Origin of the sequence: Klebsiella electrica (assembly GCF_006711645.1) — a bacterium.
Lineage (GTDB): Bacteria > Pseudomonadota > Gammaproteobacteria > Enterobacterales > Enterobacteriaceae > Klebsiella > Klebsiella electrica.
The window spans coordinates 209605-223966 of record NZ_CP041248.1 but is presented as its reverse complement, the minus strand read 5'-3'; the positions used below and the strand labels follow the sequence as shown (position 1 = coordinate 223966).

Sequence of the window (14362 nt, the reverse complement as noted above, 5' to 3'; positions counted from 1 at the left end):
GATTTGAAATCAGCAAATACAAAAAAACCCAGTCCGAAGACTGGGTTTTTCTGTGTTAGCTAATTAAAAGAATTAGATGCTTTAAAGACCAAAGTTATCTTTAAAATGGCCTTGGTTCTTCCAGGATGAATTCTCCATCACACAGCATTCAAATACTGTATTCAGGCCGTCATCTGGAAATTTAAGGGCATCGTTGCCTATACGAATGATGTTACCGATGAGTTCACGGGCTAACTGAGAATTACGCAAGAAACGCGTAAAGAACTCATTGCTGATATGTTTGCCCAGGTTATAAGCAAATTCAAGCAACGTTGCATCGTTAGCAGTCAGCACCGCACCAGATTCAGATGCGTAATAAAAAACATTCTCTTGGCAACCGAGGTTTTTCATTGCGCGGAGAAACAACATTTCTCCTTCCATATCCATAAGGCGAAAAATTATATCAATATCAGATTCATCGTTTACGACAGCACCGACAGCATCATAAAGTACGGCAGCGGGAGCTTGTTCAAACTCATCACGTTCGTAATTCATCAACATACGGTTTTGTGCGTTATTAAAGCTATCAATATGATCTGATTTAGCAGTAGTTGAAGTATACATGAGTGACTCCTTAGAAATTTTCTACCAGACAGTTTGTTCTTTCATGAAGTCAGCCTCATTCGCTATAAAGCGTTTTGCTTCATTCATCGCCGCATCGAAATGTTTATTACCCAACTTACGTCCTAGATCAGTTATCTGTTCAACAAGAAGAGCACATTCAGGGTGAGTAAATCGTCCACCACCTTGGCAGTAAGTTAAACGAGTAACCAGCATTAATGCCTTCGACTCATTTTGTGTTACATGAAAGATGGTTTTCTGAGTTCCTATCCCTCGTTCGTTCAGAATATTAATGGTATCCATATCGGCGAGTAGTAACCTTAAGTCCTGCAAATCTCTATCGATTGAATGAGGTCGCAATGACATATCGCCAGACACAAAACCATAGATATCCTCGGTTTCAGAATGAAACATATATACCTCGATAAATTAAATGAATTAGAAGATACCCGGCTTACACCGCAATAGAGCATTAAATATCTGCTCACGAGCCTCAGAAGGATTTACTTGTTTTGCAATTCCTTCAATCCACTCATCAACCGGCAATCGGGTAAAATGATGGTCTGTATTGCGAATCCTGATTGCAATGACAGCCCAGTGAGCGAGAGCATACTGAATATAATGCTTATCGCCTTGTGCAACTTCACCGCGTATTCTGGCGGTGCGGTTGTTATACTCTATCAACGCGCAGCCACTCATACAGACTCCAGTTATTAATCTATATAGTTAAAAGACAATTCCATCATCAATCGCCGTCAGGCTTTCGATCTTTGAAATGTCGATGAAGTTAAATCGTCGTACATTGTTTGCAGTAATAATCCGACCGTCATTAAGCTGAATGATCTCACTTTCTTTATCAGAACGTGATGGCCATGAAGCGATAACAGAGTCTTCAGTAATTACATAATGCCGACTATTTGATATAAACAAAATGCATGGGATATCCATTAAATGAGACTCCAGACATTCAGTCTTTAAAGATTAAAATTCTGTAGTACCAATCCATACATCATTAATATATGCATCGGCCCCAAACTCAACACCACAAGGCTGTACTTTATCCAGGGTTTCGAACGTCCATCCTTCTTCAGGAGGCCATTGGAAAAGCAATGGCGCTCCATCCAAATATTTTATGGCGAGAACCCCATGACGAAGAGGTGCGAGGATATCTGTTTCACCGGGTCTCACTTTAACCCAATAATGAATCATGATGTCACCTTTATTGATTTACCCGAGGAATGAATTGGGTTTGGGTGGTTATATCAGACATGAGTTCATAAATCTTGTATGGCCACCAATTTGAATCCATATCACGGAAGAAATGAACCTCAGTGATATCGGGACACATCGGATGCCATAGGTTAAAAACCATAAGTTCAGATGCCTCAACCTCAATGAACTGATTGATTGAGGTTTTCCTGAACTCATTCGTGGAAATAAACCCTATTAGATCCTCCAATTGATTAAGCAATAAACCCGCTTGTAGCAGTTCAGAGGAACTATCGAAGTCATGTTTTAAAATATTCATGTTAGTCTCCAGCGTGGCACGAAAAAAACGCTGACCGAAGTCAGCGTTTGTATTATTACAGAGGTTTATTCTTAAGCGGCTTCGCAGCCTCTTTAGGATAAGTGTGATAAAACGCTTTTCTGTATTTTTCGTATCCAATACGTTGGGATGCAACATGTTCCATATTAGTGGGAGCAGTAAAGTGATGACACGCAATCAGTCTTGCTTGTTTTGCCAATTCACTTGACCACTCGTGCAGGATTTCCATCCGGGTTTCGAATGGATCAAGACCCGCTATTTTGCAGCAACTCGTAAATGAACATAAGTCTTCCTGATTTTCTTCCGAACAAATCCAGAGGATTTCATCCACACGCTGCTCACCAGTACTACGGTATGCAGTCATGATATATATACTATCCCGAATTATTTCGTAAGCCATCTTTGATGAAAAACGAAGTTCATAATTATGTTCTGAATCGGCTGATATCAGATCATATTCACTTTCAGTGGCATCGAAAATACTCATGAATGAGAGTTGATTTTCGTGAACCACTTTAGATTTTGCGGTTGCAGACATAATGATCACCTTTAAAATAAATTAAATTAATTTAGAAAGCTAAAACGGAAATTAAAATACAGATTAAGACATGAGAGCTTTACGGGTTACTTCAAAGAGTTTGCTACGTAAGGCAGAAACAGAACCGACAGAAACACCGGTATCACCAAAAAGACTTTTCATCATGCGGTCACTGGCATCACCGAAACCGATGCCAATAACGATGATGTCATCATCTTTAGCGCTTTGTATCATCGCTCGCGCAGAAGCCATATCATCAGGCTGGCCATCAGTTGCTATAACCAATACATGGCGATCCGCTTTAGCTGACGTCAGGTCTGCAAGTGCAGGCCATAACGATTCGCAAAGAGGAGTACAGCCTTGCGTACCAATACCAAACTGATGAGTTCCTATAGCTGTCCGTAAAGTTTGCTCCCGTCCTTTTAACAGACCTACGCTATTATGTGCGGCGTGTGGGAAATGGTATGCCGAGGTAGTTACCCCCTGAATACCATCGAGCGCATACAACATTGATACAACAGCGGCTTCAGCCTCTTTAACCGACCGGCTCATTGACCCGCTAGAGTCCAGCAGGATAGTAAAAGCAGAACTGACATCTACTGCCTTGGACTTATGTTTAAAAAGACGCGTATTGCCCAGCATGGCACTGGTAACCAGTCGAGAATCAAGCTTACGACCAGTTTCACGATGTGTTCTTCTCACCGCTCTTACACCCTGTAACAACCCATGAAGTGATTGGCGTAACCCGGTAGCCATCTGCACCCCTAAACTTACGGATGCATTACCGGTATCGTGCCGCTTCGCAGGTGCTACTGAATATGGAGTAGGTGAAACGATACGTTGATGCGGGGGTACTTTGTCTTTGATTAACTGATTGAGCTTATCTGAAGTGTTCTGTCCAGTACGGCCAAGGTCATTCGATGTGGTTCCTTCGAAAGGGTCTTTACCGCCCTGGGACATGTTAACGACAGAAGCTTCACCCGAAGCATTTGAGCCCGGTTGGGAAGCTCCGGCTTTGTTGTCACCAGAGTCGGAAGCAGGAGTATTACGATTAGCTGACGTTGACGATGAGTTATCGTTTTCATCATCGCTATCGTTTTGCCCATGTTCTTTATCTGGTGCGCCACCGGTATTACCATCAGGATCTGAAGAAGGCCCATTCTGACCGGCTGACGATGACGGCGAGCCGCCATTACCGCCTGAACTTACAGTCTGGACATCCCCATTTTTGTCAGAACTGTCGGATGACTGGCCCGGCTCTGACGAACTGTCATCGCCTTTGCTGTCACCATAATCAGCGCCCTGATTATCATCCTGCGGAGGTTCTTCTTGCTCATTAGTTTCGTTAAATGCATCTACTGCGAGGTCATATAACCGACATGCAACTTCAAACACCTTTTTAATCGAGGTTGCTTGTACTGCTTCAGCCATAACCGTCATAGCTTTGTCGTACAGCTCCAGCCCGAAGATGCGTTCAAAGTCTTCACGCACTTGCTTTGTTGGGATAGTTAAACCGTTGAAGCGGTTCAAACCACAAGTAAGCAGGGTATCCAGAAATACCGATGAAGCTTTATCACAGGATTCCGCTTCTTCACTGAACAAAAAATGATTCAGTGAATTGAGATACTTCAATGTACCTGGATAGCGACAACTCATCGCACGTTCAATGCGCAAATCTTCGCAAAGATTGACCAGGTGTCTAAGTACCTCAACGTTGTATTTATCCGACTCCATATGCTCTTGAATGAATATCTTAAGATCACCAAAATCAGTGAAACGGATATGTGCTGCTTCATGTACGGCATACCCTAATAACGGATTTGCCAACATTTCAGCGTCCTTGAAGAATGGAAGGTTAATAAGAAAACCAGCACCAGTCTCCGTAGCATATGCTTCATTGCCGCCAACAGAAACATTAAGACCAATCTGAGAGCTTAATGCACGTGCGACAATAGGAAGGGAATTATAAATACCCATATATACCTCACAATAAATTTAAATAGATTAATTAGAAAAAAGGCCCGGAGTGGGCCTTTTATTTTTAAAACACCATTATTGTTTCGTCATCATCGAGTGAAGACGAAATTACAATTTCAGGCTCTTTTCCATCAATGACTTTTTCAGAATCCAAACCCGAAATAAGAGCTGAGTCTGGCAGAGAGCGGGGTACAATCGAATCACCGCCCAAAAATGAATCATCATCGACTATAACCGCACTAAACGCCGGTATTACAGCGTCATTAACAATTCCATGCTCCTGGGTATCGGACAAGTCGTTAACGTCAGTATCAGCCGACGTATTAACCGGTTCGATTGCCAAAGACGTATCAGCTGAACCATTGATTTCTACCAGAACAGATGGGGCTTCAGCGAGTGAATCAACGCTTTGCAATCCGATCGGATCTTCTACTACCACAGCAGATGCAAACGCATCTGTATGCGGAGGAGGAAGCGTTTCTACCTGAACCTGAGTTGCCGAAATGGCCGCTAAAGTCATGGCATCATCATCTCCAATAAGGTTCATTGAAAGTGATGGGTCAATCGCATCGTTACCATCTGTAGTACTGGCTGATGACAGCAGTTCTACAAACTGTTTTGCATGAATTGGGTCGCGTAGGTTATTGAGGAGAGAGAGAATGTCGTTATAAGGTTTGCCCGTCACTTTGCCGGTTAGCGGAATGTCTTTCATTACCTGATTAACATAGTCGCTAAGAGACTGGACGCTTGGTGCGATGAAAGCTAGGGAAGCGAGTTTATCGCCGCAGCGGCGTAAAGGATTTAGTGTGTGCTGAGAAAACGCATCGGGGTTCCTGTTTTTAAGGAAACCTTCAACAACATCAGCCACATCCTCATAAACTTCATCCGCTAAACTTTTAACTTGCCCAGTTAAACCATCCTGAATGACACTGTTACCATAAGGTGTGATATGAATCGCAGTAAAGCCAAATTGTATCTGGCTATCCATATAAGACAAATCGATCGCAGCATCACGCAAAAGTATAGAGCGATACTTTTCTTCAAAAGAATTAATCCAGCTATTAAAATCAGCTTTCATAAATTCCTTTTTGTAATCGTAAAACTCGCCCTTAAGTACATTCAGTTTACCAATTAAATCATTAACCTTGTCGGCTGGAATTGCATAGCCTCCCATAAATTTAATACCCGCTTCAAGACATAAAGCGTGAGCTGAATTCTTCTTGCGGGTAAATGGATTGATGAGTTGTGGGTCAATGATTTTCTTGCTACCTAATGAAACAAGTACATCAGGTGGCAAATCAGCACTGTTACCAAGATCTTCTCTTTTCAGCTTACGACGACCACTAATACTGGTGATATCAGAAAGAGAAACGAGAATAAGTTGTTCCAGAACCTGAGTGGCATTGGATTTGATAGTCATGACATACCTCATTAATTTAAAATTGATTTAAAAAGAATTAAAAAACCCCAAGCGGGGTTTTATTTAAGTGCTTCAGAACCGAATACAGCTTCAACGATGAGATGCAAAGATTTTTTATCATCTGCTGATGCACGATTACCAATCTGATAATCGAAAGCTGTTAATAATGCACGTGGCATCTTTGCAGCTTTCATCATTGAGTAGCGGTCAAGCCAGGCCACCAGCGAACGAGTTGAACACGTTACTGATAAACGAGTGTCGGGAAGAACACCGTCCGGGAGTTTTGCACTGTTAGTATTGACACTAGTGTCAATTTCACCGGTGATATTCTTGCCTACAAAAAGACCGCGAATCATATTCGCAACGTCAACAAATTTCTCCGCGACTTTGGTGTCGGGGATATATTTGGTAATCAATTTAGTCTCGGTTTCTTTTGGCATATAGTCAGCAGTGATAAACATATAGCGGTCAAGGTTGGCCACATTTAATGTTTTCACACCGCCATAAACGCCAGTAAAATCGCCCTGACCAATTGAGTTAGCCGTTGCAACAAATCTGAAGTTCGGGTGCTGTTTAATTACCTCGTTGGTTTCAGGAATAACTAAATTCCCTCCTTCGAGGATGGCGTTAAAGGCATTGGCACAGGATGGGTCTAATTGATCGTACTCATCGAGTAGGAAAATCAGTCCATACTTGTACGCCAGCGTCAGTGGGCCATGAACAAAAACAGTCTTGGTATCACCGGTCAGTTCATTACACTGAAGCCGGAGACCGCCAATGAGATTGTTAATATCCAGGTCTTGTGAAGCTGTAGTTTTCATGACAGGCCAGTTAAGTCTTGCTGCTACTTGTTCGACAACACTGGTTTTGCCACAACCTGTTGGGCCAGAGATCCACAGAGACTGATTTTGTGGATAGTTAATCCACATCAGTACAGATGAACGCAAATACGCTTCAAAAACATAGTCGTCATTCTGTTTAGGCACGAATGCACTAAATGGATTGGCTGAGTCAAATCCCTGGAACGGTTTAACTTTATCCATCTGATGATCTGGAACAACAATACCAAATACAGAAGGGTGGACAGGTGTAGAGCGCGCCATGATTTCAACAGACAGGTTTGCGAAATTAGTAGTCATGATATACCTCATTAAATTAGATAGATTTAAAAATTAAAAATTAATTAAGAAGAATGATGTTATGCAGCAATATCAGCACGTACTAAATCGACATGCTTATAATTGCGGCTAACACTGCCACTGTTATCAACACTGGTAACCTTTGGTGCATACGTTACATAAGAAACGATGCCTCTGGCTCTCAATGCAGAGACCAGAACAGGCATAAAATAGGTTTTGGCATAAACAAGTACACCATCAGCCTTATATTTATTACAGAGTGATGTAGCGATTTCAGCAAATTCTTTAGCTTTATCGGTCATAACATCTTCTGAAGGACAGGTATTAAAGGTCAACAGTTCACGTAATGCGTGTGATACTTGCTGATCGACATCAATAACGCCCATTTCCCGTTGTTCTGGGGATGCAAGATATGCAGTCATATTTACAAGAAACATGATCAGACTCCTCATTTAAAAAGATTAGTGAATTAGATGAATTAGGCCTTGCATGAAGGCTGAAGTTAGGTACTAGTTTCAGTTTGGGAGTGACTGAGGCACTTGTTGTTGTCTACGTGACAACAAAACACCTTTTTCGACGGACAAAAAAGCCTGCCGCTTATGAGAGCCGCAGGCTATCGAATTTGTTTAGGCGAAAGAAATCCTTGTGAATACCAGGAGGTATTCAGGAGTGGCTTGAGCGCCGAATTTAGAAGGTGTTTAAAGGCAGTTGCCTGAAGTTAAGCGGACTAAGCCGCTATTTAAAGATAATAAAGGATGTGTAATTGGTCAAGCAAAAAAAAAGCCCAGTTTTAAACTGGGCTCAATAATTAAAAAACAACGTATTGTTGGGCTGAGTCTGTCTCTTCTGCACCAGGAGATACCAGTACGGAAGTGTCATCCAAAGGAATGTAGACAGTATCAGTCAGAGTTGATTTATATTCATAGGTACTTAACGAATTTCGTACCGATGACTGACCGTAACATTCTGGATGATGTTTGGGGTCAATAGATAATTTATCGCAGATTCGTTTGTAGCTCGGTTTTTCCGGTACGCGAGACTGAAGAAAACGAAAGCCAAAGCCATCGATTCTAACCAGCTCGTTATAGGAAAAGCCAATAGAAGCACCTAGACCCTGGATCAATAAATTGACCGCGTTCTGGTATTCTTCGAACTGCTTTTTCTTTAAAGCCAACTCTTTCTCCATCTGCTGCAATGTTCCAACTTGTCTGGCTATGTCTACCACACGAGCTTCGAGGTCGTCTGGAAGCTTAAAGCCTTGTGTCTGAGACATGATTTCAGGGTCAGAGATAAGCAAAATATCTTTTTCCTTATCAAACGGTAGAGCTGTTTTTGTCTGAACCTTATTCCAGAAGTATTCGCAGGCAACCTGGACTCGATAAAACGCTTTCTTCGAAGGCATAATTTTAAAGACCTTGGTCTGGTCAGTGGCCGACCAAAACACAAGATACGCCTGGGGTGCGCCTGTTGTCAGCAGCTGGTGCTGAACTTGCCAGTAGTAATAACGGAATTCTGGCGATTTGGTTTCAAGCTGAAGAATAGAAAGATGTTTGCTCTCGCAAAGATTCTTTATCTCAAGGATTGAACCATCGTCGAACTGCCCATCCAGCGAAGCAATCATGTAAGGATACTTTTTGTTCCTTACACAGAAAGGCAGGGCGATTTGTCCAATCTCTTTTTCGCAGTAACTTCTGGCAAGTGCTTCAAGCTTTTTACCAGCATCAACCTGTTTAATGACAGAAAGGTCTTCTGCCTTAATCAGGCCAGCGTATTGCAAATAGAGTTCGTAGGGCGTTTTAGTTGCACCAGCCTCCTCTAACAGAATAGGGGAGCATGTTGCTGTCACACCAGTTTTACGCCATTCGAGCCATTCCTTTGAGCCCTGCACAACATCAACGACTTCATAAATGTCAGACATAATGATCACCTTAAGATAAATTTAGAAAGTTAAACCGGCAGTTTCCTGCCGGATAAGTTAAGCGGCCAGAAGATCTTCAATAAGACCTTCTACCATTTCTTTTAGAGGGGGAAATGTCACATTGTTGAGAGCGGCATTGAGCCTCACAAAATCAGATGTATTAACAGCCTCAAGATATAACTTGTGTATTTCCATTGATTCGGCTTGGACTTCACCGACCCATTTGGCCGCGTCGGTTTTAAACTCACCCTTACCCATTTTTTCGATGAAGTTAAGTACTTGAGTAAAATCGAAGCTACCTACTGCGTTAGTTAAATGATTTTTGAGAAGTGACCGACGGGATTTTTCTAAAGATAAGCGAGCGAATGCCAGCTCACTTTCATTCAGATCGAAACTGCTTTTTGCATCGTTTAAAATAGTTTCGTATCCAAGCGTCTTTTCTGCCCGGCTTACTAACTTTTTAATTCTGCGTTCAGCCCATTTTCTGACCCCGGGATGCTCAGACATTTCTTCATTGGACTGCCCATTGGTTTCTCCGGGTGGAGGGAGAATATCATCAGCCGAACCATTTACGTCAGCTGGAGGTGTATTTCCCTCAGCCGTATCGTAAACATCGGTTGGTGTATTGCTCTTGATGTCCTGCTGCTCGGTTGAATCAGGTTCTTCAGGGAGCTTATTAAACTCACCTTCAATAACTTTATCATCAGACTTTGCAGTTCGGATTGTAGTATCCGTATTACCAGCCGTCCTGGCTTCTTGTCTAACCTCCATTTCAGCTTCAGCAGCTGCGACGGGTATTGTTGCTGTACGGAAACCTTCACCACCAGCAGTGTTCAGATATTCAATCATTGAACTCAGGCGAGTACGGTTACCAGGAATTAAGTGTATGGTCTGCTTAATAGCTGACTTGAGCACCATCTTCCAAGGGAACTGAGTCCACGGTGAATACTGCCGTTTCTCCACTTTTGCCCAAGATTCGGATTTCGCCCGAGATTGAGCTAAATCCTGAAGGTCAATGAAAAATACCAGATGACGTCCATCCTTCATTAAATAGTCGACATAAGCCCCCCTGAACATGCCTCGATCTCCTAAAGCACCCTGATCGGTGTTTGTGAGAACGAGTCCCCCTTTATAAGCAAAGGGGTCAAATTCGTGGTCTGGGCTGGAACGACGACCATTGGTTTTAAATGAGTCCTTTTCAAAAACTAATTCAGCCACAATGTCTTCGCATAAACCTTCATCGGTGGCCATCCTGCTGAGCCCAATATAGGACACGTCAAGAATGACACGACCATCGCGTGGAACCAGGTAAGCCTGCTTCTGCGCCGGGTCAAGAGTAAGGCCGCTACTTGCAAGCTGAAGGAATGCTGTTTCGAAGGACTTTGGATTATTAACTGCTATGTCAGCCAAGTAGTTATTATTGTTGACAATATGTTTTGCAAAAACGCATTCACGTTCGAATGAGATGTGAGGTGAACTGGAACCTGCGGATGCAAACATCTTTTCGAGCGACAACATATGTCGAGCAATGCTGTCTATCTTAACGACAATATCGGTGTTCCCTTTATTGTTGTTTGAGAATGAACCAGAACTACGTGATTTATTTGAGTACATATATACCTCATTAAATTAAATAAATTATAAGATTAAAAAAGAAGAAGGTTGCTGAGGAATCAGCAACCAGTCATATCAACCGCGAACTGATGAATATGCGTTAGTTAAAGTTACTTGCCCGGAGGAGCTTAATTTTTCATTAAGTTTCATACGAGCTACAATAACGGCTGCTGTCGAATTATCGGCTGGCAGATTTGTCCAGGCTTGCATGTTGACAGGGTGCTTAGAGGTTGCGGCTTGCGGACGTGATGTCTGCACGGCTCTATTCTTAGCATCCAGCTTCGGCGAAGCTTCTGGTATCTTCTCTACTGAATTTTTATTGTTGTCTGGTGATACAGACTCTTTTCCAGGGTGCAGCTGCTTTTGCTCGGCATATACTGTTCTCCATTTTTCAGAAGCAGTTCTTACCTCTTCATCAGACATTTTCTGCCACTTCATATCGTCCTTAAGTTTTTGCGCTACTTGAGGGGATAGCGAAGTGACGGTTGATGTAGATGGTGGCTTTACAGTTTCATTTGCACGGGTATCTATTGATTGACCAGTCTGAATGATTCGAGCCATGAAAACATGAAACTCAGTCCTCATTTGGTCAATACCATGTTTTGTATAACGGAATGATCGAGCTAATGCTTCGATATACAGTTCGGTATTCATTTGAATATTATCGCGTAGAAAATCCGCGACTTTACCAAATGCTTTTATCGAATAGAACTCGGTCTGAGACTTGCCGCTAATGGACATGTCACAGCGCAAACGGAAATAAATATATGAATCTGCATTGTTAGATGCAGGCACATATTTAGGTTCTATCGCAACAATACCCTTTGCTCTGGATTGCATAGTTTATACCTCATAAATTTTTAAATTAAAAAAGTTAAAATGATTTAGTGCTATAGGCACAAAAATTAGAAAGATTTGTGAAGCATCCAGTTAGAGTGCTGGACTCACTGTATCCTCAACAAGAGGAAAAACACCTTTTTCGACGGCGCAGAAAACACGATGCATGATGCACCGTGTGTCGAATTCTATGGGCGTAGGGAAGCCGTGCGAATGAACTTATTCATTCAGGGATGGCGCGTTGCCGAAATAAAGAGTGTTAAAAGAAGTTAAGCGGGATGCCCGCGATATAAGATTATGATACGACGTTTGGTTGGTCAATCCAGAAAAGAAAAAAACCCAGCTTTCGCTGGGTTTTTATAGGGAGGTTTAGCATAACAAGCGTTCCAGACGCTTCCATGTTTGGATTGCCATGTCGGTTGAAGCATCTGATATCTCTTTATAGAGATCAGTATTTCGCCGTTCATAGTAACCTGGAAAGGTGAGCCTATGCAGGCAATCATCTAACTTTGAAAGATCTCCAAAGTCGTGAGCGCCTACATTGATTTTTGCTCTGATTGCCAGTATATCTCCCTCTATTTTCATGAGCTCAATGAGCTCATGCATTTCGAAGAAAATATTAGACTGATAACGACCAGCATGTTCTTCGCATTCGATGCTATCGCATACGTCACATACTTCAGCGTTACAGGAATGATAACCGCAGTGATTACACGTATAAGAGAATCTCTGGTTTATTGCCCCTGCAACACAGTCTTCATAAATCCGATGTCGGCAGTCTTTCCCACAATTTTCACACTCTGCAATCATTGTGTAATCATCCAGTTCCATACCACCCGGCTCAATGCTACTACCATAGACAATTGTCATAATATACCTCATATATTTAAAAGATTAAAAAGTTAAGGCTTATAGCCTGAATTAAGAATATTTTAGCTTTCGGCGAGTACTTGCATAACCCAAATGCCGCGACGTTTTTCGTTAAGGAGAGTACGATACCCTGTAACCTTACCGCTTTCGTCAAACACTTGTGCTTTGTCGGTTCTTACTTCAGACTCTTTCCAGACTGAAACAATATCACCAACTTGTGCTCCACAAGTCTCAACAGCATTTTTGAGCCCAACAGCCCAAATTTCATGGTCTTTCCCACCACTACGTATTGTGACTAAATACGATTTATCGTTATTAGGATCGTGTTTCCAGTTTTCGAGACCGTGGTAAACAAGCTTTCCTTCAAAACGATGGTTTGCATATTTGGCTTTGTCATTATTTGACCCAGCCCGAGAAACACCTTCAACCATGTTTCCATTAGTTGCTTCATTAGATTTTTTCCCAGACTTGGTAAAGAATGAATTATAAATAACGAGTAAAGCAACAACTACACATACAGTCGCGGTAACAAAACCGAGACCAGTGAACAGTAAACCGCGTTCCGTTATAAAAATTGCCAGCCAGATTGGGCCAAGGAATCTGATATATTCGGCACGGTAATACACAGCACCAAAAAATACGATACCTGCCATTAATGAGATTGGGTCAGACATAGATCACCTATAAATTTAGAATGCGAAAATTTAGCTACCTAAAAGGTAAACTAAACGGATGTACACAAAACTGCACATCTGTTGATTCGCTGGAGTTAAAAGGATTAACAATTTTTTTTGTTTGGGATTGAGAACCAAAATACCCGTTTGGGTAAGCAAAGAGACATGTCAGGTTTAACCTAAACACATCAGAGATGCTCGGGCCTGTAGAAGGCGTAGTTAACCCGGGAGGAGGTCATCCGGTGGGCGCTGGTTGAGCGCGAAATTAACTAGGAAGTTGTGCTGATGTCCGTCAGCTCGGTTCTTATTCATTTAAGCATATTGGTTTAATTTTTCAAGTCGGTTTTTCATGGTCATATTGCAGCCATTTTTCAATGACAACTATCCTGAGTTTTGGCCTAATCAATTGGCATACAAATTAACTCCGAGGTTCTGTTATGGCTAAAGCACCGGTACAAACCGTAAAACAAGCTAAAAAGAGTGGGGCTCAGGATAACCGAACCCCTAACTCTCGTGTCGAATATTCCAATCCTGAAGCTGTCGTGAAATTTACTCTTCACACCCAGGAAGGTATTCGGGTACAGTCCCGTAATTTTAACATTATCTCCCAGGCTCTCTTCAATCTGACCAATAACAGCCGAGCCCTTGAACGGCTTGGCACTAAATACAGTGGTGCGATTGAACGTACACTGAAGGCGGTTAACGAAGTAATCGACATGCCTGAGAAAGAACTGGAAAATAACATTGCTATTCTGAACCGTGCGGTAAAAGAAGAAGAACGCAGCAGCCTCAATGAAGTCGGGTATACCCATCCAAAAGAACATGAGGTTCGCATCAGAACGCCGCAAGCGCTGCGGGTTATCCGCATTATTCAGAACTTTGATAAATTGCACCAGATCATCGATACCCTCTGGTTAAATAACTGTTTTAATCAGGATGAGGTCGAGGAGTTTAAGTCTCGTCTTCATAATCTCATTCGTGATCTGGCAGCATCACTCAAACGTCACGCGCAGGCATCTGCTGATGAGCTTAATCAGGCCAATGGCCGGGCCGCTGAAAAAGAATTGGCTGGAAGCACTGAGACAGAACCTACCCAGGTAGACCAGGAAACAAAGGTGTTGCAGGATGCCAGTAATGAAGCGAATGATGATCAGAATGAGGCCATTAAACGGCAGGCTTAATTCAACGAAAAACAGAAATTAAAAACCCTGCATTGCAGGGTTTTTTTA

General features: G+C 42.3%; 17 protein-coding genes. 1 reads left to right on the top strand and 16 read right to left on the bottom strand.

Annotated elements, in window-relative coordinates; genetic code table 11:
• Positions 1–81: 81 nt before the first annotated feature.
• The 16 genes from Electrica_RS26485 to Electrica_RS26410 form a co-directional block, all read right to left on the bottom strand.
• The gene (locus Electrica_RS26485) at positions 82–603 is read right to left on the bottom strand and encodes a hypothetical protein (RefSeq protein ID WP_007372245.1); all 522 of its coding nucleotides are present in this window, start codon (positions 601–603) and stop codon (positions 82–84) included.
• A gap of 21 nt (positions 604–624) precedes the next feature.
• Complete coding sequence (locus Electrica_RS26480; protein WP_016241575.1) at positions 625–1014, bottom strand: hypothetical protein; 390 nt, start codon at positions 1012–1014, stop codon at positions 625–627.
• 24 nt (positions 1015–1038) lie between these two features.
• A complete protein-coding gene (locus Electrica_RS26475; protein WP_016241576.1) occupies positions 1039–1299 on the bottom strand; it encodes a hypothetical protein in 261 nt (86 codons plus the stop codon).
• A 27-nt stretch (positions 1300–1326) separates the two neighbouring features.
• Positions 1327–1548 carry a hypothetical protein gene (locus Electrica_RS26470; RefSeq protein ID WP_007372244.1) on the bottom strand — a complete coding sequence of 74 codons (222 nt, stop codon included), beginning with the start codon at positions 1546–1548 and terminating at the stop codon, positions 1327–1329.
• A gap of 33 nt (positions 1549–1581) precedes the next feature.
• Positions 1582–1809, bottom strand: a complete 228-nt coding sequence (locus Electrica_RS26465) for a hypothetical protein (RefSeq protein ID WP_016241577.1) — start codon at positions 1807–1809, stop codon at positions 1582–1584.
• Between the two features lie 10 nt (positions 1810–1819).
• Complete coding sequence (locus tag Electrica_RS26460; protein ID WP_016241578.1) at positions 1820–2128, bottom strand: hypothetical protein; 309 nt, start codon at positions 2126–2128, stop codon at positions 1820–1822.
• A 55-nt stretch (positions 2129–2183) separates the two neighbouring features.
• Positions 2184–2684: a hypothetical protein gene (locus tag Electrica_RS26455; protein WP_016241579.1), complete on the bottom strand. Its 501-nt coding sequence runs from the start codon at positions 2682–2684 to the stop codon at positions 2184–2186.
• Positions 2685–2747: 63 nt separating this feature from the next.
• Positions 2748–4661, bottom strand: coding sequence for a VWA domain-containing protein (locus Electrica_RS26450; RefSeq protein ID WP_048242086.1), 1914 nt, complete (start codon positions 4659–4661; stop codon positions 2748–2750).
• 64 nt (positions 4662–4725) lie between these two features.
• Positions 4726–6081, bottom strand: coding sequence for a DUF3150 domain-containing protein (locus Electrica_RS26445; protein ID WP_016241580.1), 1356 nt, complete (start codon positions 6079–6081; stop codon positions 4726–4728).
• Positions 6082–6140: 59 nt separating this feature from the next.
• Positions 6141–7220, bottom strand: a complete 1080-nt coding sequence (locus Electrica_RS26440) for an AAA family ATPase (protein WP_007372241.1) — start codon at positions 7218–7220, stop codon at positions 6141–6143.
• 59 nt (positions 7221–7279) lie between these two features.
• On the bottom strand, positions 7280–7657 hold the full coding sequence (locus Electrica_RS26435; RefSeq protein WP_007372240.1) for a hypothetical protein: 378 nt from the start codon (positions 7655–7657) through the stop codon (positions 7280–7282).
• 371 nt (positions 7658–8028) lie between these two features.
• Entirely contained in the window at positions 8029–9138 is a 1110-nt protein-coding gene (locus Electrica_RS26430) for a lambda-exonuclease family protein (protein ID WP_007372239.1), read from the bottom strand.
• Between the two features lie 57 nt (positions 9139–9195).
• Positions 9196–10752, bottom strand: a complete 1557-nt coding sequence (locus Electrica_RS26425; RefSeq protein WP_007372238.1) for a recombinase RecT — start codon at positions 10750–10752, stop codon at positions 9196–9198.
• A gap of 75 nt (positions 10753–10827) precedes the next feature.
• The gene (locus Electrica_RS26420) at positions 10828–11592 is read right to left on the bottom strand and encodes a single stranded DNA-binding domain-containing protein (protein WP_016241581.1); all 765 of its coding nucleotides are present in this window, start codon (positions 11590–11592) and stop codon (positions 10828–10830) included.
• A gap of 366 nt (positions 11593–11958) precedes the next feature.
• The gene (locus tag Electrica_RS26415) at positions 11959–12459 is read right to left on the bottom strand and encodes a hypothetical protein (RefSeq protein ID WP_016241582.1); all 501 of its coding nucleotides are present in this window, start codon (positions 12457–12459) and stop codon (positions 11959–11961) included.
• Positions 12460–12521: 62 nt separating this feature from the next.
• A complete protein-coding gene (locus Electrica_RS26410) occupies positions 12522–13133 on the bottom strand; it encodes a hypothetical protein (RefSeq protein WP_009653893.1) in 612 nt (203 codons plus the stop codon).
• Positions 13134–13570: 437 nt separating this feature from the next.
• On the opposite strand from Electrica_RS26410, the gene Electrica_RS26405 reads away from it, so the two are divergent.
• Entirely contained in the window at positions 13571–14314 is a 744-nt protein-coding gene (locus Electrica_RS26405) for an AcaB family transcriptional regulator (protein WP_048242087.1), read from the top strand.
• The last annotated feature ends 48 nt before the right edge of the window (positions 14315–14362 follow it).